The following is a 22,065-nucleotide window of genomic DNA, read 5'->3' as shown; positions in this document are numbered from 1 at the left end:
GTTCCGCGGTGTCTCTGGACTTCGGCTCCGGCGCAAGGTTGCGCCGCGGCTCAGGCGCTGGCTTTGAGCGCCTGTGCGCAGGCATGGGCGCTGGCCCACGCCCACTGGAAGTTGTAGCCGCCGAGCCATCCCGTGACGTCGACGACTTCGCCGATGAAGTGGAGGCCGGGCTGTTTCGACGATTCCAGGGTCTGCGACGAGAGCTCGCGGGTGTCGACGCCACCGGCGGTGACCTCGGCCTTCTTGTAGCCCTCGGTGCCGGACGGCGTGATCTGCCAGCGTGCGATGCGGTCGGCCAGCGCGGCGAGCGCGCGGTCCGCCGCTTCGTTGATGGGGCGCTGCAGCGCGGCATCGTCGCCGACCCAGGCGTCGGCCAGGCGGGACGGGAGCAGGGTCGCCAGTTCGTTCGCGATCTTCTTGCGCGATCGCGCCTTGGCTTCGCCGAGGGCCTGCGCCACGTCGGTGCCCGGTGCGAAATCGATGCTCAGCGGCGCGCCTTCGCGCCAGTAGCTCGATATCTGCAGCACCGCCGGCCCGGACAGGCCGCGGTGCGTGAACAGCAGGTCTTCCAGGAACGTCATCCGCTCCTTCTTGGCACCGGTCGCGATCTGCACCGGCAGCGCGAGACCGGCCAGGCCCGCGTAAGGCGCCCAGCCGTCGCCCGTGAAGGTCAGCGGAACCAGCGCGGGCCGCGGTGAAATCATGCGCAGGCCGAACTGCTGCGCGATGCGGTAGCCGAAGTCGCTGGCGCCGAGTTGCGGGATCGACAGGCCGCCCGTCGCAATCACCACCTGAGGCGTGTCGACCGTGCCGCGATCGGTGTCGAGGCGATAGATGCCGGCGCCAGCCGCGTCGCCTTGCGTTGCAGTGAACGCGACCTTCTTCACGCCGCAGGGCTGCCAGCGCGTGACGCCGCCCGCGTCGCATTCGGCCAGCAGCATGTCGATGATCTGCTGCGACGGGCCGTCGCAGAACAGCTGGCCCTTGTGCTTCTCGTGGAAGGCGATGCCGTGCTTCTCCATCAGCGCGATGAACTGCTGCGGTGTGTAGCGCGACAGTGCCGACCGACAGAAGTTCGGGTTGTCGCTGACGAAGTGCTTCTGCGGCGCCCGCACGTCGAGCTCGCGGTTGGTGAAGTTGCAGCGCCCGCCGCCGGAGATGCGGATCTTCTCGGCCACGCGCTCGCTGTGGTCGACGAGCAGCACCTTCAGGCCGCGTTGGCCCGCCTGGGCCGCACAGAACAGCCCGGCTGCACCGGCACCGATGACGACGACGTCGAAGTTCAAGGTCTCAGCCTTTCCACACGAAAGGAAACTTCAATTGCTTGAAGAACCCGTTCGGGACGTAGTCGCCCAGCACGCCGTACTGCTCGGGCCAGAGCCTGGTGCTCTTCACGGCGGTGCCGAAGAGGTAGTCGAGAAATGCATAGTGCGCGGCGTAGTTCCGGTCCAGTGCTTCCTGGTCCTGCGCATGGTGCCAGTGGTGGAAGTTGGGCGTGACGATGATGTAGCGCAGCGGCCCGAGCCGCACGTTCACGTTGCAGTGGTTGAAGACCGCCTGGAAGCCGACCACCACGATGTAAGCGTCGATCACCTCCTTGCTGAAGCCGAGCACGTAGATCGGCGCCAGCACCAGCGTGCGCGTGATGAGGAGCTCCAGGATGTGCTGGCGCGAGCCGGCCATCCAGTCCATGCTCTTCACGCTGTGGTGTACGGCATGCAGGCGCCACAGCGTCGGCACCTCGTGGTAGGCGCGGTGCGTCCAGTACTGCACCAGGTCGGCCACCAGGATGATCAGCAGCAGCCCGGCCCAGAACGGCAGATTGCCGACCCAGCCCCGGATGCCGTCGTTGGCGGCCCAGCCGAACAGCCGGTGCACCATCAGGTTGGTCGCCAGCAGCACGAAGCCGACGATCATGTGGTTCACGACGAAGTGGTGGAAGTCGGTCTGCCACTCGGCGCGGAACACCGGCTGGTCCTTCCGGTGCGCGAACAGCTTCTCGATGAAGATGAAGATCAGCGCGGAGCCGAGCAGGTCGAGGATGAACCAGTCCAGGCCGATGTAGGGCGTGTTGTCCGCGAAGTCGTGCACCGGCACCTTGTGACCACCCAGCAAGGCCGAGGACACCACCAGCAGGAAGGCGGCCGAAGAGAGCCAGCGCGAACGGTTGAAGACGATGTTGACCAGCGCCAGCCCGCCCGAGACCACCATCGCGACCAACAGGATGGTGCGCATCAGGTCGACGTTGTAGCTCTTGCGCAGCTCGGGCGTCGTGAGGTACTGCGGGAAATGAAAGGCCAGCACGCCCAGGAAGCAGAGGATGCCCAGGCTCAGCGCGATCGTGCCGGTGACCAGGCCTCTGCCGCGTGGCAGTTCGCCATGGCTGGCCGTGAATTCATTGAGTTTTTCGAGCATCCCTGACTCCTGACGTTGTTATCGGCAGGATTCTAGGTGTCGGGTTTCACCGACCATCTCGGCGTTACGCCGCCAGCAACTCCTGCGCGCCGACGCCTGCCTTGCGAACCATCGCATCGAAAAACATCTGGCCGCGCCGTCCGGCGCCGACGTGCATGGGTTTCGATTGATTCGGAATGGCCTGGAGAACCGATGGATCGACGCCGATGTTCTCTCCGTGCATCGCGTCCGTGCGGGCCTGTACGTCGCAGGCGCGTTGAAGCACCCAGTAGCTCATCAAGGCGTCCGGCACGGACTCGCCAACCACGAGCAAGCCATGGTTGCGCAGGATCAGGTTCCGCTGCACGCCCAGGCTGTTCACGATGCGCACCTGTTCGTCCACGTCGGTGGTGATGCCCTCGAAGTCGTGGTAGGCCACCTTGCCGGCAAGCGACGCGCTGTAGAAATTGTCGTGGCGCAGTCCGGCCTTCTTGCATGCAACGGCCATGCCCGTGTCCGTGTGCGTGTGCACGACGCAGTGCGCATCGGCCCGGGCCGCGTGGATCGCGCTGTGGATCACGAAGCCCGCCCGGTTCACCGGGTGAGGCGACGGCGCGAGCTTCTCCCCCGCCAGATCGATCTTCAGCAGGTTGTGTGCCGTGATCTCGCCATAGTGCAAGCCATAGGGGTTGATGAGATAGGCGGGTTGCCCCTCGCCCTCGATGCGCAGCGAGATGTGGTTGAAGATGGCCTCGGTCCATCCCAGGTGGTCGAAGATGCGGTAGCAGGCGGCCAGCTCCAGCCGCGCGCGCCATTCGGCGCGGGTCATGCCGGCCGGGACTTCCTGGCTCAGTGATTCGATGGATGCTTGCATGTGGGGTCCTTGGATTGAGTTCAATAGCCGCGGTCGCGATCGACGCGGTCGGTCAGAGGGGTGCCGTTGCACAGCTGCTGCCATGCGGTGACGACGCTGGCGGCAACCGCGGCCGCTGAAGGCTGCGATGCGATATGCGGTGTCACGAAAAGGCCGGGCGTGTGCCATTGCGCCGCCTCGGGAGGCAGCGGCTCCGTGCGGTGCACGTCGAGCACGGCAGCGCCGAGATGGCCTGCACGCAGGCTGGCGGCCAGCGCGGCGTCGTCCACCAGCTCGCCGCGGCCGACGTTGATCAGCAACGCACCTTGCGCCATGCGAGACAGCCGCTCGGCGTGCAGCAATGTGTCGGTCTCAGGTGTCAGCGGCAATGTGGCGACCACGACGGCGGCGCCGGTCAGGCAGGCGTCGAGGCCTTGCGGACCGTGGAAGCATTCGACGGCATCCAGCGCATGAGGCGTTCGGCTCCAGCCGCGGACTTCGAATCCGGCGGCGACCAGCATCCGGGCCACCGTGGCGCCCACATGCCCCAGTCCGAGTACGCTGGCACGGGCCTGCCCGAAAGCCGGCGGCGCGTGGCGCAACCACTGATGCTGCGCCTGCTGCTGGCGGTAGGTGGCAAAGCCGCGCACATGGGCAATGGCGTGGCCGAGCACGTACTGGCCGATCTGCTGGGACTGGCGCGCGTCCTTCACCCGCACGACGGGCAGCGCTGCCGGCAGGTCGGGCGTATTCAGCAGCTTCTCGACGCCCGAGGCCGCCGCACAGAGCAGTCGCAGCCGTGGATAGCGCGCGATCGTGCCGGGGGCGAGCCGGTAGGCCACCAGGCATTCCACGTCCAGCGGATCGACCTGGGAAGGGTCGGTGGCCACGCGCAGGTCGCCGCCGGCAGCCGCGATCAGGGCGGCGATCGGCTCCGGTGGCTGCGGCTGTGTGAGCAGCAGGATCGTCATGGCTTCTCGGTCAATCGAGGCTGGCACCGCTGGCGGCGGCGAGCTTCTGCCAGACCGGCCGTTCCCTGGCGAACAGGGCGTCGAACTCGGCGGGCGTGTTGCCGACGGGCACCAGCCCCAGCGTTGCGAAGCGCTCCTGGATCGCCGGGCGCGTGACGGCTGCATGGATCGCCTGCTGCAGCTGCTCGATGATCGCGGGCGGGGTTCCCTTGGGCGCATAGGCGACGCCGTACAGGCCGAGCTTGAAGGCCTCGTAGCCCTGTTCGGCGAAGGTCGGCACTTCGGGCAGGCCCGGCGAGCGCGACGCACCGGTGACGCCGATGACCACCGAGTCGCCCTTCTCGCGAAAGGTGCGTGCGCCGTTGGGGCTGGCCCAGCTCATGTCCAGATCGCCGCGCGACATGTCCGTCAGCGCGGGAATCTCGCCCTTGTAGGGCACGTGCACGAGCTTGATGCCGAAGGCGCTCTCCAGCATCGATCCGAAGAGATGGCCCGAGGAGCCGGTGCCCCATGAGCCGAATGTCATGCCGTCGCCACGTGTCTTGGCATAGGCGATCAGCTCCTTGAAGTTCTGCACCTTGATCTTCTTGGGCACGACCAGCGCGATGCTGGAGTCGTAGATGACGCTGATGCGTTGCAGGTCGCTGACCTCGTAGGGCAGCTTCTTGAACAGGAACGGATTCAGCAGCTCGAGCGAACTGGTGCCGAACAGGATGGTCTGCCCGTCGGGCGGCGCCGCCTTGAGGGCAATCGTCCCGATCGTGCTGGTGCCGCCGGGGCGGTTGTCGATGAAGAAGGACTGCTTCAGCGTCTGGCTCATCTGCTCCGTGACCAGGCGGGCCATCACGTCGACGATGCCGCCAGCCGCGAACGGCACGATGACCTTGACCGGGCCCGCGGGATAGCGGGCGGCGGCCTGTGCCAGGGCATGCAAGGGGTGGGTGGCGAGCAGGGCAAAGCTGCCCAGCGCCAGCGAGCGGCGTTGGTGGTTCATTGTTGTCTCCGTTCTTTGGTGGGGATGTCGTGCGGCGGACGTCAGCCGCGGTCCAGGAAATTGCCGGCTTGCGAGCCGATCCACTCGCGGCCCGGCTCGAAGGCCACGCCGACCGGGTCTTCGCCGTTCGCGACGGCCTCTGCCTGCTTGCCGAGGAAGCGGCGCAGCATGGCGATGCCGCGGTCGGTGGTGGCCAGGTTCTCTTCGTTGTGCACGGTGATCTCGCCCTGGCTCACCTGGGCTTCGTAGTCGCCTGGAAACTTCTGGTGTTCTTCGTCGGTGAGCTCGCTCCAGGCCTTGCCGTTCATGCGCGACCGGATCTGCGCCAGCGCTCCGGGCGTGTGCACGCGGCCGGCGGTGTAGATGCGGAAGTGGGTGTCGTCCATCGGCAGCACCCAGCCGATCAGCGTGCAGGGGCCATATAGCTCCACGCGCGGGCTCGGCACCACGCGCAGCGTGGGGAGCTGGGCCTCGGTCACGCGGCGGTGCACGCTGCCGTCCTCCAGCCGGCGCAGTTGCGTGCTGCGGATGCCGAGTTCGTAGTATTCGAAGCTGACCTCGGGCATCAAGCCCATCTGCGCGATGAACTGCGCGCCGCTGAACGACCCGTGCAGGATCGGCACGTGATAGGGGTCGACGACGTTCTCGTAGTGCTGGAGCCAGTTGCACGGCACGATGACCGCACCGCCGCTGCCGATGCTGCTGTCGTCGGCTTCCAGCAGCTCGCCTGGCTGCAGGTTCTCGAGCAGTTCCAGTCGCGGCAGCAGCGGCTTGCGATCGAGCGGTCCGAGGTACGCGAAGATCAGTCCGTAGCGTTCCTCCACCGGATACCACGGCTGGCGCACGCGCGCGCAATGGTCGTTGTTGGGTTCGCAGGGCTGGTCCCTGCACTGGCCATCGACGGCAAAGAGCCAGCCGTGATAACAGCAGCGGATGCCTTCGTCCTCGGTGCGGCCGTAGTACAGCGAAGCGCCGCGATGCGCGCAGCGTTCGTGCAGCAGGCCTGCACGGCCCTGGCGGTCACGGAACAGCACGACGTTCTCGCCCAGCACGCGCACGCGGCGCGGGGTATCGCCCGCGTCGCTGGCGACGCCGACGGGGTGCCAGTAGCGGCGCAGCAGTTCGCCCATGGGCGTGCCGCGGCCCACTTCGGTGATGTTGGCCAGATGGCTGGGGCGAGGCAGGTCGTAGGCTGTCTTGATCTTGATCATCGGGGGGTCCTTGGGGAAAGCTGGTCGTCAGAGATCCAGCACGATGCGTTCGCCTGCAGCGCGCGAGCAGCACACCATCAGCGTCCTGCCGGAGGCCCGTTCCTGGGGGCTCAGCACGGCGTCGCGGTGCTCGGGTCTGCCGGCGATGACGCGTGTTTCGCAACTGCCGCAGACGCCGCTGCGGCAGGAGTGCGGCACGTCGATGCCCTGGTCGAGCAGCACGTCGAGGATGCTGCGTTCGGCCGGCACGGCGTAGCTGGCGCCGCTGCGCGCCAGTTCGACCAGGAAGCTGCCGCTCGGCAGCGCATCGGCGGTGGCCGGCGCGGCGAAGTGTTCGACGTGGCAATGCGCGGGCGGCAGTCCGGCCGTGGCGTCGGCAAAGCCGGCCAGCATGCCCGCCGGGCCGCAGCAATAGAACTGCGTGTTCGGCGCGGCATCGGCAACCAGGCGGCGCATGTCCATGGGTGCGCCGGCCTCGTCGTCCACGTGCAGATGCACGCGGGCGCCGTGACGTGTCAGGCGTTCTGCAAAGCCGGCGCGGTCGCGGCTGCGCACGCCGTAGTGAAGCTGCCATTCGCGCGGGGTGCGCGAGAGCGCGTCGGCCATGGAAAGCAGGGGCGTGATGCCGATGCCGCCGCCGATCAGGCAGACCGGTCCGGCGCCTTCGTCCAGCGGGAAGTTGTTGCGGGGGCCGCCGACCCGCAGCGTCTGGCCGGGCCGCAGGTGTTCGTGCACCCAGCGCGAACCGCCGCGCGAGCCCGCATCACGCTGCACGCCGATCCACAGGCGGTCGGGTGCGGCGCGTTCCAGCACCGAATACTGGCGTGCCCCCACGCCCGGGACCTCGATGTCGAGATGGGCGCCGGGCGCCGTGGCGGGCCACGTTCCGCCGTCGGCGCAGACCAGCTCCAGCGACAGGACGTCGCGCGCTTCCAGGCGCATGCAGCGCACCAGGGCCGACTGCACGGTCGGCACCGACCTCGCGGAAGTTGCCTCGAACGGTTGGATGGCATTCACGAGCGCTCCCGGCTGGCGTCGTCGATGAGGTTGCCCAGCAGGCCGTGGAGCCGGCGCGCCAGCTCGAGGTCCAGCGCCAGCGTGGCCGCTGGGGCCACCGCGGCCTGAGAGGCGACCGGCACCGGCCCGGCCTCGACGCCGAGCATTTCGCGCGTGCGTTCGATCAGCTTCTCGACCGCCGAGAACAGCTGCCGCCGCTCTTGCGCGTCCAGCACGGAAAGCCAGCGCTCGTTGCGTTCCAGTGCTTCGGCGTAAATGGATTGGTGCAGCTCCCGGCCTTGCGGCGTCAGGCGCACCGAGATCGCCCGCTGGTCGCTGCTGTCGTCCAGCTTCTCGACGATGCCGCGCTGTACCAGCCGGCCGATGATCTTGCTGGCGTGGCTCTTCTCGATGTCGGATTCCTGGCAGATCTCCTTCAGCGACAGGGCGCCGAAGGTGCCGACGAGGCCGACCACGCGGGCCTCCAGGAGGCGCAGGTCGAAGCGCTCGAGAAAGCGCAACTCGGCATGGCGAGCCGACATGCCGGCCAGCAGGTGGATGCGAAAGGAAGGCAGGGCGCGGAACGTTCCCGGCTGCGGCCGCTTGTCTTCGTGTGTGGGGATCAGTCCGTCCATGTAGTTAACTTGTTAAGTACATGGATTCTAGAATTTATGGTGGTCTATGACAACCAAAAATCCCGATCCGACGGCTGGAATTTAGCTCGGGGAAACCCTGAATTCATACCGTTGAAGGCCGTTCAGTATTGTTTCCATTTCAACCAACTCCAGAGATGTCGCGATGCCATACCGGTCGATGGCGCGCGCGTCCGCATCCACCCCGTGAGCGAGGGGTGTGCGGAAACGACGAAGAAACGTTCGAGCACCGCTCGCACCCCGTGCAGGTCGCAGGGATGGGGCAACGGCGCGCAGAGGCGCCGGTCAGTAAACGCCGTGCGCCGGCGTGGTCGTGGCCGCGGTCGTGGCCGTCGGTGAGGCCGGCGACTTGAACTCGGCCGCAAGCCTGCGTGCGGCCTGGGCCAGCAAGGTGGTGTCGACGCCGACGGCCACGAACAAGGCCCCCATGTCGAGGTAGCTGCGGGCCAGCGCGGGGTCCGCCGTCAGGATGCCGGGTGCCTTGCCGGCCGCGCGCACCCGCGCAATGCCGTCCGCGATCGCGCGTTGCACCGCGGGCTCGCCGGGACGCCCCAGGAATCCCATCGAGGCCGACAGGTCGGACGGCCCGAAGAACACGCCGTCGACACCATCGGTGCGCGCGATGTCGTCCAGCGCGTCCAGCGCCGCCACGGACTCGACCTGCACCAGCACGCACATTTCGTCGTTGGCCCGGTGCAGGTAGTCCGGGATGCCGTTCCAGCGCGACGAACGCGCCAGTGCCGCGCCGACGCCGCGCACGCCTTGCGGCGGATAGCGGGTCGCGGCCACCATGGCAGCTGCCTGGGCCGCCGTCTCCACCATCGGCACCAGGAGCGTCTGGGCGCCGACATCCAGGTACTGCTTGATCAGCGCCGTGTCGCCGATGACCGGCCGCACCACGCTGTGCACGGCATAGGGCGCTGCCGCCTGCAGCTGGCTGAGCACGCTGCGCACGTCGTTCGGCGCGTGTTCGCCGTCGATCAGCAGCCAGTCGAAACCGGCGCCCGCCAGCAGTTCGGTGACATAGGGGTCGGCCAAGCCGACCCAGAGGCCGATCTGCGGCTGCCCGCTCTTCAGCGCCTGCTTGAAGAGGTTGGGTGTGATGTGCATGTGTGTCGTCTCCTCAGACCAGCCGGAAGCTGATGGTGCCCAGCGGGCCGTAGTCCGCATGGAACACGTCGCCGCGCGCGGCGTTCACCGGGCGTGTGAACGAGCCTGCAAGCACGATCTCGCCGGCCTCCAGGTGCTCGTCCCAGGGGGCGAGCTTGTTGGCCAGCCAGGCCACGCCGGTGGCGGGGTGGTTCAGCACGGCGGCGGCGACACCCGACTCCTCGATCACGCCGTTCTTGTAGAGCAGTGCGCTGACCCAGCGCGGGTCGACCGCGTCGGGCTTGACCGGCCGGCCGCCCAGCACGATGCCGGCGTTGGCGGCGTTGTCGGAGATCGTGTCGAAGACCTTGCGCATGGCCTTGGTGTGGCGGTCGAACTGCTCGATGCGCGCGTCGATGATTTCGATGGCGGGTACCACATAGTCGGTGGCTGCCAGCACGTCCGTCAGCCGCACGTTCGGGCCCTTGAGCGGCCTGGCGAGGATGAAGGCCAGCTCGACCTCGATGCGTGGGGCAATGAAGCGCTGGAAGGGAATGTCGCTGCCGGTCTCGAACAGCATGTCGTCCAGCAGGGTGCCGTAGTCGGGCTCGGTGATCTGGCTGGCCTGCTGCATGGCACGCGAGGTCAGCCCGATCTTGTGGCCGATGACGCTGCGGCCTTCGGCGCGCTTGAGCCGGACCCAGGCGCGCGAGATCGCGTAGCCGTCCTCGATGGTCATGCCGGGATGGCGCTTGGAGAAGTGCTCGACCTGCACGCGCGAGCTTTCGCTCGCATGCAGCTCGGCGGCCAGGTGTTCGATGCGTTCGTCGGAAAGCATGGGCTCTAGTTCTTGTTGAAGAGGGGATGGAGGTTGCTGTGCTTGCCGTCGTACACCTGGCCCGGGCTTTCGTCGATCTGCAGCGTGCAGCCGATGAGCTGCTGCGCGAACAGCGGTGCCAGGTGGTCGCGTGTGGTGGCAAGCAGCGCATCGCCCGCGGCCTGCTGCACGGCAGCGGGCCGGCCCGCGCCCATGCGCAGGTTCAGGTACATGAAGGCGTAGTCGGCCTTGCCGTCGGCAACGGCGCTGTGCGCCGCGGGGTACGCCAGCACGCGTGTGCCGCCGGTCGGGAAAACCTGCCGGCCCTGATCGTCGCGCTGGGCCAGCATGGTGTCGGCCAGGCTGCGGCACAGCGCCGACATGTCGGTGCGGCCTTCGAGGTTCGGCGTGTAGAGGATGACGAGATGGGGCATGGGTCAAAGGCGCGATACGGCCTGGAAGCCTTCGGCGCCGGAAGCCTGCGCCTTGGGTATGGCATGGCCGTCCTGCGGTGTCACCGGCAGCACGGCGTTGATCTGCCCCGTGCCCGAGGACCCGAAGTACGGCGTGACGACCTCGGCCCGGCCGTCGTAGGCAGACCAGCCGAGTGCGCCGACCAGCATGGCCGTGTCGTGCATGAAGCCTTCGCCATGGCCCTTGACCGCGTACTCCGGGAGCATGGTGCAGAAGTCGGCCCATTCGGCGTTCTCCCACATGCGCACGATGTCGTGGTCCATGCGCTCCAGCAAGGGGCTCCACAGGCGATCGGAATACTGGGGCGCCAGACCGTTCTGCGCGAAGCGGTGCGACATCGAGCCACTGGCCAGGAAGGCCACGGTCCCGTCGTAGTGGTCCTCGACCGCGCGCCGCATGGCCCAGCCGAGGCGCGCACTGTCGTTGAGGTAGTGGCTGGTGCACAGCGCGGACACGCAGATCGCCTTGAAGTGCAGGTCCTCGTTCATGTAGCGCATCGGCACCAGGGTCCCGTATTCGGGGCCCAGCGTGGTGCTGTCGTGGGCGAGGGTCTCCACGCCCCAGTCGTTGCAGGACTGCGCCAGCAGTCGGCCCAGCGCCGCATTGCCCGGCATCTCGAAGGGCATGTTGCTGATGAAGTGCGGCAGTTCGTTGCTGGTGTACACGCCCTTGAAATGCGGCGCGCAGTTCAGGTGGTAGCTGGCGTTGACCAGCCAGTGCGTGTCGAACACGACGATGGTGTCCACGCCCAGTGCGCGGCAGCGCCGTCCGATGTCCTTGAGGCCGTCGATGGCGGCCTGGCGGGAGCCCTTGCGGGGGCCGTCCAGCTCGCTGAGGTACAGCGAGGGGACATGCGTGATCTTGGCTGCGAGTGCGAGCTTGCCCATGGCGATGCCTCCCGGTTCAGATGTCGAGCTGAATGTTGGCCTTGTGCGCGATCTCCGCGTACTTGGCGATCTCGCTGCGTATGAAGGCGGCGAACTGCTCGGGCGTGCCCGACAGCGAGGCGATGCCGCCCTGCGCGAACGACTGCGCGATCGAGGCACTGGCCAGCGCCTTGTTGATCTCCTCGTTCATGCGGCGGACCACGGCGTCCGGTGTGGCGCCGGGGGCCAGCAGGCCGTTCCACGAGTTCGACTCGATGGCGGCGCCCTGCTCGGCAAGGGTCGGGATGTTGGGTGCGTAGACCGACCGTCGGGTCGTGGCCATGCCGAGCGCGACCAGCTTGCCGGACTGGATGTAGCCGCGGAACTCGGGCCAGTTGCCGAACATCACGGTGACCTCCCCGCCCAGCAGGTCGGTGAGCGCCGGGCCCTGGCCCTTGTACGGCACGTGCACCAGGTCGATGCCGAGCTTCTGCTTGAGCAATTCGCCCGAGAGGTGCGCCGACGTTCCGTTGCCGAAGGACGCATAGCTCAAGGCGCCCGAGCGAGCCTTCTCGCGCAGGTCCGCCAGCGAGTGCAGGCCGCTGGCCGGATTCGTGGCCAGCACGTGCTCGGACATGCCCATGAGCGCCACCGGCCGCAGGTCCTTGAGCGTGTCGTAGGGCAGCCTGTGCACCAGGGTCTGGTTGGCCGCAAAGCTGTTGGCGACGGTCACGAAGCTGGTGCCGTCCGGTGCGGACTTGGCCACCGCGTCGACGCCGATCACGGTGCCCGCGCCCGGCTTGTTCTCGACCACCACGGGCTGGCCCAGCGTCCCGGCGACGGTCGTCATGACCAGCCGGGTCACGATGTCGGTCGTGCCGCCGGGCGGGAACGGCACGACGACGCGTATCGGCCGCTTCGGCCAGGCGGTCTGGGCGCGCGCCAGCCAGGGCGCGACCGCGACGGCGGTGCCGGCGCCGAGTACGGCGCGGCGGTTCATTGCTCGCATGGTTTGTCTCTGTTGTTGTGGATGTCGGTCGGCGGGCTCAGACGCCCCAGTGCGGGATGTGGTGCGAGCCCATGGACACCGCCACGTTCTTCGGCTCGCAGAACACCTCGTAGCTCCAGGTGCCGCCCTCGCGGCCGGTGCCGCTGGCCTTGGTGCCGCCGAAGGGCTGGCGCAGGTCGCGCACGTTCTGGCTGTTGACGAAGCACATGCCCGCTTCGACGGCCGCGGCCACACGGTGCGCACGGCCGATGTTCTCGGTCCACACGTAGCTGCTCAGGCCGTACTGGATGTCGTTGGCGAGCTCGATGGCGTGTGCCTCGTCCCTGAACGGAATCAGGCAGGCCACCGGGCCGAAGATCTCTTCCTGCGCGATCTTCATGCGGTTGTCGACGTCCGCGAACACCGTGGGCGCCACGTAGTTGCCATTCTTCACGCGGTCGGGCAGGTTCGACGGCGTCTCGAGTCCGCCGCACAGCAGCGTCGCGCCTTCCTTCGGCCCCAGTTCGATGTAGCTGCGCACCTTGGCCAGATGGCCTTGCGAGATCATCGGACCGACGATCGTCTTCTCGTCCAGCGGGTCGCCCACGGTGATCCGCTTGGCACGTTCGACGAACTTCGCCACGAAGTCGGCATAGATCGACTTCTGTACCAGGATGCGGCTGCCGGCCGTGCAGCGCTCGCCGTTGTTGCTGAAGATCATGAAGACGGCTGCATCGAGTGCACGGTCGAGGTCGGCGTCCTCGAAGATCACGAAAGGGCTCTTGCCGCCCAGTTCCATGCTGAACTTCTTCAGGCCCGCTGCCTGCACGATGCGATTGCCCGTCGCAGTGGACCCGGTGAAAGAGATGGCGCGCACGTCGGGATGCGCGACCAGCGGCTCGCCGGCTTCCTTGCCATAGCCGTGCACGAGGTTCAGCACGCCCGGGGGGATGCCGGCCTCGAGCGCCAGTTCGCCCAGACGCGCGGCGCTCAGCGGCGACAGCTCGCTCATCTTCAGCACGGCCGTGTTGCCGAAGGCCAGGCAGGGTGCGACCTTCCAGGTCGCGGTCATGAAGGGCACGTTCCATGGGCTGATCAGCGCACACACGCCCACCGGATGGAACAGCGTGTAGTTCAGATGCGTGGGCGTCGGATAGGTGTGGCCGTCGACGCGCGTGCACATCTCGGCGAAGTAATAGAAGTTGTCGGCCGCGCGCGGCACCAGTTGCTTGCCGGTCTGCGCGATGACCTGGCCGCAGTCGTTGGTTTCCGTCCGGGCGATCTCGGGCACGTTCTGCGCGATGAGATCGCCGAGCCTGCGGATCAGCCTGGCGCGTTCGGGCGCGGGCATTCCGGCCCATTTGGGAAAGGCGTCCCTGGCCGCCGCGACGGCGGCATTCACTTCCTGCGCGCCGCCGCTGGCGACTTCGGCCAGCACTTCCTGCGTGGCCGGGTTGACGGTCTCGAAGTAGTCGCGACCGGCGACTCGCTTGCCGTTGATGAGATGGTCGATCTTCATGGAGTGTTTCGGGGTTCAGTCGAGAGTGATGTTGCGGGACTTGATCAGCGCATGCCACTTGGTGCGTTCCGCCTCGGTGTAGCGCTGCAGTTGATCGGCATCGGCCGGGAGCGCCTCCCAGCCGGCGTCGTAGAGCTTCTGACGCACGCCGGCGTCGCCCAGCGCTGCGAGCAGCTCGGTGCCCAGCCGGGCCTGGATGTCCTTGGGCGTGGCGGCCGGGACCACCACGCCCTGCCAGGTGTAGGCCTCGACCTGGGCGAAGCCGAGTTCCCTGGCGGTCGGGACGTTCGGCAGCTGGGGCACGCGTTCTGCGGACATGGCCAGCAGCGGCACCACCTTGCCGGCCTTGACCGCGCTGATGCCGCTCGGGAGATCCAGCATCATCAAGGCGATCTGGCCACCCATCAGGTCCTGCAGGGCCGGTGCGCCGCCCTTGTACGGAATGTGTGCGAGCGAGACACCCGCCTCGCGCTGGAACAGTTCCAGCGCCAGATGGTGCGGGCTGCCGGTACCGGCCGTGGCGATGTTCCATTTGCCCGGCTCGGCCCTGAGCCGTGCGATCAGCGTGGCCGCGTCGGTGACGCCGGCGTTGTGTGCGGCCGTGATGATGAGCGGCGAGCGGCCCATCATGCCGATCGGCGCGAAGTCCCTGGCCGGGTCGTAAGGCAGCTTCTTGTAGAGCGCCTGGTTGTAGACCAGCACGCCGTTGTCGGCGGAGAACAGGTTGTAGCCGTCGCCAGCGGAACGGGCCACGTTCTCCGACGCGATGATCGCGCCCGCGCCGGGGCGGTTGTCCACCAGCACCGGCTGGCCGATCTGCTGCGACAGCCGTGCGCTGACGGTGCGCGCGAGGAAGTCGGTCCCGCCGCCGGCGGGATAGCCGACGACCCATCGGAGTGGCCTGCTGGGATAGGTCTGCGCGTACGCGGCGGTCGCACCGAGGCCGATGGCGGCGGCGAGCGCCAGGGCGCTGCGGCGGGTGAGGGTCTGCATGGTCATGTCTCCTGTCTTTGTTGTGGATGAGGTGGCGCTGCGGCTCAGGGCGTGCCGACGATGGTGTTGACGAGCCGGCCGATGCCGTCGATCTCCGTCACGACTTCGTCGCCGACCTTGCAGTCGGCCACGCCGTGCGGCGTGCCGGTCAGGATCAGGTCGCCCGGATTCAGCGTCATGAAGCTCGACAGGTAGGCGATCAGTTCGCCGATGTTCAGGAGCATGTCGCGCGTCGAGCCTTCCTGCGTCAAGGTGCCGTTGACCCAGCTGCGCAACCGCAGGTCCATCGGGTCGGGGACGTCCGCCGCGTCGACGATCCAGGGCCCGACGGGCGTACAGGCGTCGCGGTTCTTCACGCGCAGGTTGGGCCGGTAGTAGTTCTCCAGGTAGTCCCGGATCGCGTAGTCGTTGGCGACGCAGTAGCCTGCGACCACCTCGCCGGCGCGTTCGGGTGCGACGTCGCGGCAGCGCTGGCCGATGACGACACCCAGCTCGCATTCGTAATGCATGAAGCCCACGTCCGGCGGGCGATAGCTGGTGCCGCGATGGCCCGTCAGCGCGTTGGGGCCCTTCAGGAACACCAGCGGCTCTTCCGGCGCCTTGTTGAAGGCCAGCTCCTTGACGTGATCGGCGTAGTTCAGGCCCAGCGCGAAGACGGTGCCGAAGACGGCCGGCGGCAGCCAGTGCACATCGGTTTCCGGCAGCAGCCGGCCGTCCGGCAATGCCACGGCGCCATCGCGTTCGACCACGTCGAGCACCCGGCCCTGTTGAAGGATGCGACCGCGCTTCATGCCAAGTCCTTCCGGGGTTCTTCCAGTTCCACGCGGTACGAAAGGCTGCCCAGCCCGACCACCTCGATGCGCACCGCATCGCCCGCAACCGCCAGTGCCGCGTCATCGGCGGCACCGAGCAGCAGTACGTCGCCGGCCTCCAGCGTCATGAATTCGGTGACGTCGGCCAGCAGTTGTGCCGCCGGACGCACCAGGTCCGCAAAGCCGCGGCGGTGGACCTCCGCACCGTTGACGAAGGTCACGGCTTGCGAGCGCGCAATGTCGAAGCCCGCAGCCATGCGCACCGGTTCGCCCATCGGCAGGAAGCCGTCGCGGCAGCGTTGCTGCATGGCCGGGCGGTACACGCTGGCATGCGGCAGCGACAGGTCGCTGACGATGCGGCAGCCCGCGACGTGATCCATCGCGTCTTCGACGCGGACGCGCGTCGCACGCTTGCCGATCACCAGGCCCAGGGTCGCATGGATCTGCACCTCGCCGGGAGCGGCCGGTATGCGCACCGTCGCACCCTCGCCGGCGTGGGTGTTGCGCGGCTTGATGTACAGCACCGGCGCCCGAGGCGGCGCGCGGTAGGGAGGCTCCTGGAATGCGGCCTGCATGCGCTCCTGCGTGGCGCGCTCGTTGAGCAGCACGCCGTACACCGTCGTGCATGCAGTCAACGTTGTCTCCGTTGGGATGTCTGCGTTCATGTCGTTCATGTAGTTAACATGACAACTATATCGAACGGTTTTCGAAAGTCAATTGCCTCGCCGGACGAGGGCAGGCAGCGGTCCGTAGAATTGTTCTCCGCTGTCACTCACCAGGTTGCCCATCTTGCCGCTGGCCACGAATCCCGACCCGTTGCGCGCGTTCTCGCGATCCTTGCCCATGGCTTTGCTGCGCGCACGTGAATCGGTGATGGCGCGCTTTCGTCCCATGCTGCGCGCCCATGGACTGACCGAGCAGAAGTGGCGTGTCTTGCGTGCGCTGGCTGCCACGCGCAACAAGCTGCGGCCGATCGAGCTGTCGCAGATGACCTGCATCAGCATGCCCAGCCTGTCGCGTCTGCTGAAGTCCTTGCAGCTGCTGGAGCTGGTGGAGAACAGCCCGCATGCGAGCGACCTGCGCAGCATGGAACTGACCCTCACGGCCTCTGGCCGCGCACTGGTGCGGAAGGTGGCGCCGCACTCCGAGCAGATCTACGTGGAAATTGCAGAACTGGTCGGCGCCGACGAGATCGACGCGGTCTATGCGCTCTGCGAACGCGTCGAGATGCGGCTCGGCCTGGTCGAGGGTGAGGGCGCGAGCGATGAATAGCCAGCCGTCGAGGTGACGCTGCGCTCCGGGGCTTGCCGCCCCGGGTGAAGAAGGGCCGTCAGGTGCCGAAGTGCCCGACGCCCTCGGTGGCCGCTGCCGCGGCGATGCCGCGCAGCACGTCGCCAACCACGATCACGGCCGGGCTCGCCAGCCCCGCAGCGGCGATGTCCTGCTGCAGCTGACCGAGCGTCGTCACGGCGTGGCGCTGGTGCGGCAGGCTTGCGTGCTGCACCACCGCGACCGGCGTCGATGCGGGCAGTCCGTGCAGCAGTTCGCGCTGGATGTGGGCCGCGCCCGAGACGCCCATGTAGATCACGAGCGTGAGCCGCGCGTGGTGCACGGCCGCGGCGAGTGCGCGCCAGTCGGTCGGGTCCGACGCAGCGGCCGCGCCGGTCTTCGCGTGGCCGGTGACGAACACCACGCCTTGCGCATGATCGCGATGCGTCAGCGGCACGCCCAGTGCGGTCACGGCGGCCAGGCCGGCCGTGATGCCGTTGACCACGGCGACCTCGATGCCCGCTTCGCGCAGATGCTCGACCTCTTCGCCGCCACGGCCGAAGATGAACGGGTCGCCGCCCTTGAGCCGGACCACCGTCTCGCCTTCGCGCACGGCGGTGATCATCAGCTTCTCGATGAAGGATTGCGGCGTGCTCTTGCAGCCGCCGCGCTTGCCGACGTGCACGATGCGGGCACCGGGTTGCGCGTGGCCGAGCACGGCCTCGTTGACGAGGTCGTCGACGAACAGCACGGTGGCCGCCCGGATTGCCTTGACGGCCTTGAGCGTCAGCAGTTCCGGGTCGCCGGGGCCGGCGCCGACCAGCGTGCAGCTGCCTTGGAATGAAGGGTTGTTCATGCGTGGGTTGCCAATGTTCGGATGTGGTCGACCTGGCGCGCGATCGCGTCGGGCAGCGGCGCGTCGCCGGCCAGCACGCGGCGCGTGTAGGCCACCGTGGTGTCGAGATCGATCTCGGTCGGCAGGCCCGGCACTTCCGACAGCGTGCCGGGCTGCTGTGCCTGCAGCGTGCTGCGCGTGCCGCGCACGAAGCCGTCGATCTGCGCGGTGCGGCGCGGGTCCGACACCACTTCGCCTTCGAGGCCGCGCGAGAGCAGGGCGGTGGTCTGCATCAGCTCGAAGGTCGCGGCCATCGAGGTCGCATATTCGGGATGCGTGTAGCTGGCGACCACCACGTTCGGGCCGTCCGCCGGCTGCATCAGCTTGACCACGCTGTGGCCCGGATTGCGCAGGCCCACCACGCGGCGAACGTCGAGCAGGCGCTTCAGCCCCGCATGCAGGAGTTCGGTCGGTGCGAAGACGACTTCGCCGGGTGCGACGGCGCGCACGGCCGTCAGGGCATCGACGCCCATGGCGGCCAGCACGCTGGACGCCAGCACGCGGGTCGATTCGGTCGCCGCGCCGTGCACCAGCACCGGCAGGCCTTCGCGCGCCAGCAGCAGCGCCAGCAGCGGCGTGAGCACCGGCAGCTTGCGCGCGCCGTTGTAGCTGGGCAGCACGACCAGCGGCCGCTCACCTGCCGGAAAGCGTGCGAGCCGGGCATGCGTGGCGTCGAGAAAGCCGGCCATTTCTTCCGGCGTCTCGCCCTTGATGCGCATGGCGAGGCAGAAGGCGCCGATCTCGAGGTCGGTCACGCTGCCGTCCAGCACCTGTCCGAACAGATCGGCGGCCTGTTCGCGCGCGAGCGGGCGTGCGCCGCGCGCGCCGCGGCCGATTTCCTTGATGTAGTGGCTGATTCCCATGGGTGCCGGGATTGTCCCGCAAGCCTTATGCCCCCGGACGGCCTTGCTTATGCCGAATACGCCGGGTGTCGCCACGCGCAACGCCGCCGCTTCGGCGCTCACGGCGCGGCCTCCACCTGTTCCACCCGTTCCGATGCCGACGCCGGGGTGTCGCGCACCCTGCGCCGCAGTTCCGGAATGCAGGACCCGCAGTTGGTCCCGCAGCGCAGCGCGCCCTGCAGCGCAGCCAGACGCTGGTCGTCGCTGCCGCTGCATTGCGGCAGTCGGGCGGCGATGTCGACGTCGGTCACGCCGAAGCAGCTGCACACGGTCTTGCCGCGCGACGCAACGCCGGCCGGCGCCGTCGCGCCCGGCCGCAGCAACTGGCGGCCGAAGGCCTGCGCCGGCAACTGGTCCTGCAACAGCGCTTTGATCCAGGCTTCGGCGCGGGTGTCGCCGGCCAGCAGGAAGCCTTCGAGCCGAGCCTCGTCGCCGGCACGCACCAGCCGCATCGCGCGGCGTTGCCCGTGGCGTGGATCGGCGTAGCGCAGCGTGTCGGGACTGTCGAGCGCGAGCAGCGATTCGATGCGCGCCAGCAGCGCGTCGGCGGGCGGTGCGTGGCCGGCCGCGCGGAACAGCACGCCGTTGCGCTCCACCGCGCCTGCCTGCAGCGCACCGCCGGCACCGAAGGGCACGCAGTTCGCGAAGGCGAATTCGGGCATCAGCCGGCGCAGCGCGCCGAGCACGTCGAGCACCTGTCCGGCAGGCAGCCAGGCCACGGCCAGCAGCGACCAGGGAAGCTCCGCCTTCGCGATCCGCACGGCCGCGTGCTTGAGTTCCGGCTGCTTCGAGTCGGGGCAGAAGGCCGGCGTGGTCAGCGCATTGACGCCCGCGAGACGCTGGCCATCGCTGGATCGACCGCTCAGGTATTCCTCGCCCCAGTGCATCGGGATGAAGGCCTGGCTCATGCCGACTTCGGTGCTGCCCTGCGCGGGCAGCACCAGGCTGCCGCGGCGCGAACTGACCTGCACCAGATCGCCGTTCTGGATCTGGCGGCGCGCCATGTCCTGCGGATGCATCTGCACGGCCGGTTCCGGCACGTGGCCGAACAGCCGGCCCAGCGTGCCGGTGCGGCTCATGCCGTGCCACTGGTCACGCAGCCGGCCGGTGTTCAGCGAGAACGGGAAGCGCGCCTCGCGGGCTTCGGCCACCGGCTTGTAGGCGGCGTCGAAGAAGCGGGCGCGGCCGTCGGGTGTAGGGAACACACCGTCTTCGTAGAGCCGCGCGCGGCCGGCGCTGCGGCCTTCGGGCAGCGGCCATTGCTGCGGGCCCAGCGCGTCGAGCATCGGCCAGCTCAGGCCGGTGATGTCGAGGTCGCGCCCGCGGGTGCTTTCGCGATGCTCGGTCCAGATGGCCTCGGCACCGGCGGCCGTGTCGGCCTCGTACGGGAACAGCGTGGTGCGTGCGCGTGCCGGCAGCCGGGCTTCGAGTCGCCTGGCGAAGTCGACCACGGCCGACCAGTCGTGCCGCGCTGCGCCGGGCGCCGGCACGGCCGGCCGCACGCGCGAGATGCGCCGCTCGCTGTTGGTCACGGTGCCGATCTTCTCGCCCCAGGTGGTGGCGGGCAGCAGCAGGTCGGCGTACTGGCAGGTGGCCGTCGTAGCGAAGGCCTCCTGCACTACGACGAGTTCGCAGCGTTCCAGTGCGCGCCGCACCGTGGCCTGGTCGGGCATCGACTGCGCGGGGTTCGTGCACGAGATCCACAGCGCGCGGATCTCGCCGTCCGCCGCGGCCTGGAACATCTCGACGGCGGTCTTGCCGGGCGCGGCCGGCACCTCGTGTCCTTCGCTCAAGCCCCACAGTGCCGCGACTTCGGCGCGGTGCGCGGGGTTGGCGAGATCGCGGTGCGCGCCGAGCAGGTTGGCCATGCCGCCGACCTCGCGGCCACCCATGGCGTTGGGCTGCCCGGTCAGCGAGAACGGGCCGGCGCCCGGTCGGCCGATCTGTGCGGTCGCCAGGTGCAGGTTGACGAGCGACGCGTTCTTGGCGGTGCCCGACGACGACTGGTTCAGCCCCTGGCAATACAGGCTCAGCGTGGCGGCCGAGGTCGCGAACAGGCGTGTGGCCTCGAGCAGCGCGGCCGGCTCGATGCCGCAGATCTGCGCCACGCGGTCGGGCGTGCAGTCGCGCACCGTGGCCTTCAGCGCGTCGAAGCCGGTGGTGTGCGCCGCGATGTAGGCGGGATCGGTCCAGCCTTCCCACAGCATCAGGTGCAGCATGCCGTGGAACAGCATGACGTCGGTGCCGGGCTGGATGGCGAGGTGCAGGTCGGCGATCTCGCAGGTGTCGGTGCGGCGCGGGTCGACCACCACGATCTTCATCGCCGGGTTGTCGCGCTTCGCGTCCTCGATGCGCCGGAACAGGATCGGGTGCGCCCACGCGGTGTTGCTGCCCACGATGAACAGGCACTGCGCATGCTTGAAGTCGTCGTAGCAGGCGGGTGGCGCGTCGGCCCCCAATGTCTTCTTGTAGCCGGCCACCGCGCTGCTCATGCACAGGCGCGAGTTGGTGTCGATGTTGTTGGTGCCGATCAGGCCCTTGGCCAGCTTGTTGAAGACGTAGTAGTCCTCGGTCAGCAACTGGCCGGAGATGTAGAAGCCGACCGCGTCGGGGCCGTGGTCGCGCACGACCTGGGCGAACTTGTGCGTGGCCGTGTCGAGCGCTTCGTCCCAGGTGATGGCCGCAGGTGCCGCGCCGCGTTCCGCACGCCGCATCGGCTGCAGCAGGCGCGTCTGCATCGTGACCTCGGCCGTCGCCGTGAGATGCAGCGTCGAGCCCTTGGTGCAGAGCCGGCCGAAGTTCGCGGGATGCGCGGGGTCTCCGCGCACGCCGGTGATCCGGGCGCCATCGGATTCGATGATCACGCCGCAGCCGACGCCGCAGTAGGGGCAGGTGGACCTGGTTTCCTGCATCACCGGCCTTGTTCAGGCACCGTGCGGCGCCTGCACGCCGAAGCTCTCGTCGCCCAGCGCACCGGCCGTCGCCGCGCCGGACCCTGCGCGCGGCGCTTCGAGGTCGATGGCGTGCGTGGCGAGTTCGCGCGCGTCGAGCAGCACTTGCCCGCCGTCGACCTTGCAGGCGAACTTCGGTGTGCAGCCCTCGTCGGGCGACTTGGCGCAGCCGTCGTCCAGTCCGATGGTCCAGTTGTGCAGCGGGCAGGCCACGCTGGTGCCGAACACGATGCCTTGCGACAGCGGGCCGCCCTTGTGCGGGCAGCGGTCGAGCAGCGCAAAGACCTCGTCCTGGCTGTTGCGGAACACCGCGACGGCCACGCCGACCGGGCGTGCCACGCGGCGCGAGCCCAGCACGGGTATGTCATCGACGCGGCAGATGGGCGTCCATTCGTTCATGTTCATCTCCTTGGGCGGA

At 68.4% G+C, this 22,065-nt stretch carries 22 protein-coding genes; 1 reads left to right on the top strand and 21 read right to left on the bottom strand.

Translation table 11 applies throughout. The features are described 5' to 3' along the window. Nucleotides 1–50: 50 nt before the first annotated feature. The 17 genes from AC07PZ_RS26090 to AC07PZ_RS26010 all read right to left on the bottom strand — a co-directional run bounded on the left by AC07PZ_RS26090 (nt 51) and on the right by AC07PZ_RS26010 (nt 16,265). Nucleotides 51–1,286: a BaiN/RdsA family NAD(P)/FAD-dependent oxidoreductase gene (locus AC07PZ_RS26090; RefSeq protein ID WP_495298068.1), complete on the bottom strand. Its 1,236-nt coding sequence runs from the start codon at nt 1,284–1,286 to the stop codon at nt 51–53. A 4-nt stretch (nt 1,287–1,290) separates the two neighbouring features. Further along, nucleotides 1,291–2,415, bottom strand: a complete 1,125-nt coding sequence (locus tag AC07PZ_RS26085; RefSeq protein ID WP_495298067.1) for a sterol desaturase family protein — start codon at nt 2,413–2,415, stop codon at nt 1,291–1,293. 64 nt (nt 2,416–2,479) lie between these two features. Further along, a complete protein-coding gene (locus AC07PZ_RS26080; protein WP_495298066.1) occupies nt 2,480–3,268 on the bottom strand; it encodes a class II aldolase/adducin family protein in 789 nt (262 codons plus the stop codon). Nucleotides 3,269–3,288: 20 nt separating this feature from the next. After that, nucleotides 3,289–4,218, bottom strand: coding sequence for an NAD(P)-dependent oxidoreductase (locus tag AC07PZ_RS26075; RefSeq protein ID WP_495298065.1), 930 nt, complete (start codon nt 4,216–4,218; stop codon nt 3,289–3,291). 10 nt (nt 4,219–4,228) lie between these two features. Beyond that, nucleotides 4,229–5,212 carry a Bug family tripartite tricarboxylate transporter substrate binding protein gene (locus tag AC07PZ_RS26070; RefSeq protein WP_495298064.1) on the bottom strand — a complete coding sequence of 328 codons (984 nt, stop codon included), beginning with the start codon at nt 5,210–5,212 and terminating at the stop codon, nt 4,229–4,231. Between the two features lie 41 nt (nt 5,213–5,253). Then, nucleotides 5,254–6,423, bottom strand: coding sequence for a Rieske 2Fe-2S domain-containing protein (locus tag AC07PZ_RS26065; RefSeq protein ID WP_495298063.1), 1,170 nt, complete (start codon nt 6,421–6,423; stop codon nt 5,254–5,256). A gap of 27 nt (nt 6,424–6,450) precedes the next feature. Beyond that, nucleotides 6,451–7,440: a PDR/VanB family oxidoreductase gene (locus AC07PZ_RS26060; RefSeq protein ID WP_495298062.1), complete on the bottom strand. Its 990-nt coding sequence runs from the start codon at nt 7,438–7,440 to the stop codon at nt 6,451–6,453. Then, the gene (locus AC07PZ_RS26055) at nt 7,437–8,054 is read right to left on the bottom strand and encodes a MarR family winged helix-turn-helix transcriptional regulator (RefSeq protein WP_495298061.1); all 618 of its coding nucleotides are present in this window, start codon (nt 8,052–8,054) and stop codon (nt 7,437–7,439) included. Before AC07PZ_RS26055 ends, AC07PZ_RS26060 begins: the two co-directional genes overlap by 4 nt. A gap of 303 nt (nt 8,055–8,357) precedes the next feature. Then, the gene (gene hpaI, locus AC07PZ_RS26050; RefSeq protein ID WP_495298060.1) at nt 8,358–9,182 is read right to left on the bottom strand and encodes a 4-hydroxy-2-oxoheptanedioate aldolase; all 825 of its coding nucleotides are present in this window, start codon (nt 9,180–9,182) and stop codon (nt 8,358–8,360) included. 13 nt (nt 9,183–9,195) lie between these two features. Next, nucleotides 9,196–9,999 carry a 2-oxo-hept-4-ene-1,7-dioate hydratase gene (gene hpaH, locus AC07PZ_RS26045; protein WP_495298059.1) on the bottom strand — a complete coding sequence of 268 codons (804 nt, stop codon included), beginning with the start codon at nt 9,997–9,999 and terminating at the stop codon, nt 9,196–9,198. A 5-nt stretch (nt 10,000–10,004) separates the two neighbouring features. Then, complete coding sequence (locus tag AC07PZ_RS26040; RefSeq protein WP_495298058.1) at nt 10,005–10,412, bottom strand: 5-carboxymethyl-2-hydroxymuconate Delta-isomerase; 408 nt, start codon at nt 10,410–10,412, stop codon at nt 10,005–10,007. A gap of 3 nt (nt 10,413–10,415) precedes the next feature. Then, the gene (gene hpaD, locus AC07PZ_RS26035) at nt 10,416–11,339 is read right to left on the bottom strand and encodes a 3,4-dihydroxyphenylacetate 2,3-dioxygenase (RefSeq protein ID WP_495298057.1); all 924 of its coding nucleotides are present in this window, start codon (nt 11,337–11,339) and stop codon (nt 10,416–10,418) included. Between the two features lie 16 nt (nt 11,340–11,355). Further along, complete coding sequence (locus tag AC07PZ_RS26030) at nt 11,356–12,318, bottom strand: tripartite tricarboxylate transporter substrate binding protein (protein WP_495298173.1); 963 nt, start codon at nt 12,316–12,318, stop codon at nt 11,356–11,358. A gap of 46 nt (nt 12,319–12,364) precedes the next feature. Then, a complete protein-coding gene (gene hpaE / locus AC07PZ_RS26025) occupies nt 12,365–13,825 on the bottom strand; it encodes a 5-carboxymethyl-2-hydroxymuconate semialdehyde dehydrogenase (protein ID WP_495298056.1) in 1,461 nt (486 codons plus the stop codon). Between the two features lie 15 nt (nt 13,826–13,840). Continuing rightward, nucleotides 13,841–14,824, bottom strand: coding sequence for a Bug family tripartite tricarboxylate transporter substrate binding protein (locus AC07PZ_RS26020; protein ID WP_495298055.1), 984 nt, complete (start codon nt 14,822–14,824; stop codon nt 13,841–13,843). Nucleotides 14,825–14,862: 38 nt separating this feature from the next. Continuing rightward, nucleotides 14,863–15,609, bottom strand: coding sequence for a fumarylacetoacetate hydrolase family protein (locus tag AC07PZ_RS26015; RefSeq protein WP_495298054.1), 747 nt, complete (start codon nt 15,607–15,609; stop codon nt 14,863–14,865). Continuing rightward, on the bottom strand, nt 15,606–16,265 hold the full coding sequence (locus AC07PZ_RS26010; protein ID WP_495298053.1) for a fumarylacetoacetate hydrolase family protein: 660 nt from the start codon (nt 16,263–16,265) through the stop codon (nt 15,606–15,608). The genes AC07PZ_RS26015 and AC07PZ_RS26010 overlap by 4 nt, the downstream gene beginning before the upstream one ends. Before the next feature lie 208 nt (nt 16,266–16,473). Here AC07PZ_RS26010 and AC07PZ_RS26005 point away from each other — a divergent pair, with 208 nt between their 5' ends. Continuing rightward, nucleotides 16,474–16,902: a MarR family transcriptional regulator gene (locus AC07PZ_RS26005; RefSeq protein ID WP_495298052.1), complete on the top strand. Its 429-nt coding sequence runs from the start codon at nt 16,474–16,476 to the stop codon at nt 16,900–16,902. A gap of 58 nt (nt 16,903–16,960) precedes the next feature. On the opposite strand, the gene cobA is transcribed toward AC07PZ_RS26005, so the two are convergent. The 4 genes from cobA to nirD form a co-directional block, all read right to left on the bottom strand. Next, nucleotides 16,961–17,755, bottom strand: a complete 795-nt coding sequence (gene cobA, locus AC07PZ_RS26000) for a uroporphyrinogen-III C-methyltransferase (RefSeq protein WP_495298051.1) — start codon at nt 17,753–17,755, stop codon at nt 16,961–16,963. Then, complete coding sequence (gene ybiB / locus AC07PZ_RS25995) at nt 17,752–18,657, bottom strand: DNA-binding protein YbiB (RefSeq protein WP_495298050.1); 906 nt, start codon at nt 18,655–18,657, stop codon at nt 17,752–17,754. The genes cobA and ybiB overlap by 4 nt, the downstream gene beginning before the upstream one ends. Before the next feature lie 98 nt (nt 18,658–18,755). Beyond that, nucleotides 18,756–21,608: a nitrate reductase gene (locus AC07PZ_RS25990; protein WP_495298049.1), complete on the bottom strand. Its 2,853-nt coding sequence runs from the start codon at nt 21,606–21,608 to the stop codon at nt 18,756–18,758. A 12-nt stretch (nt 21,609–21,620) separates the two neighbouring features. Continuing rightward, complete coding sequence (gene nirD, locus AC07PZ_RS25985; protein WP_495298048.1) at nt 21,621–22,046, bottom strand: nitrite reductase small subunit NirD; 426 nt, start codon at nt 22,044–22,046, stop codon at nt 21,621–21,623. Nucleotides 22,047–22,065 lie beyond the last annotated feature (19 nt).

This window comes from Variovorax sp. GW821-FHT10B04 (genome assembly GCF_059415645.1).
This window is presented reverse-complemented; position numbering and strand designations above follow the sequence as displayed.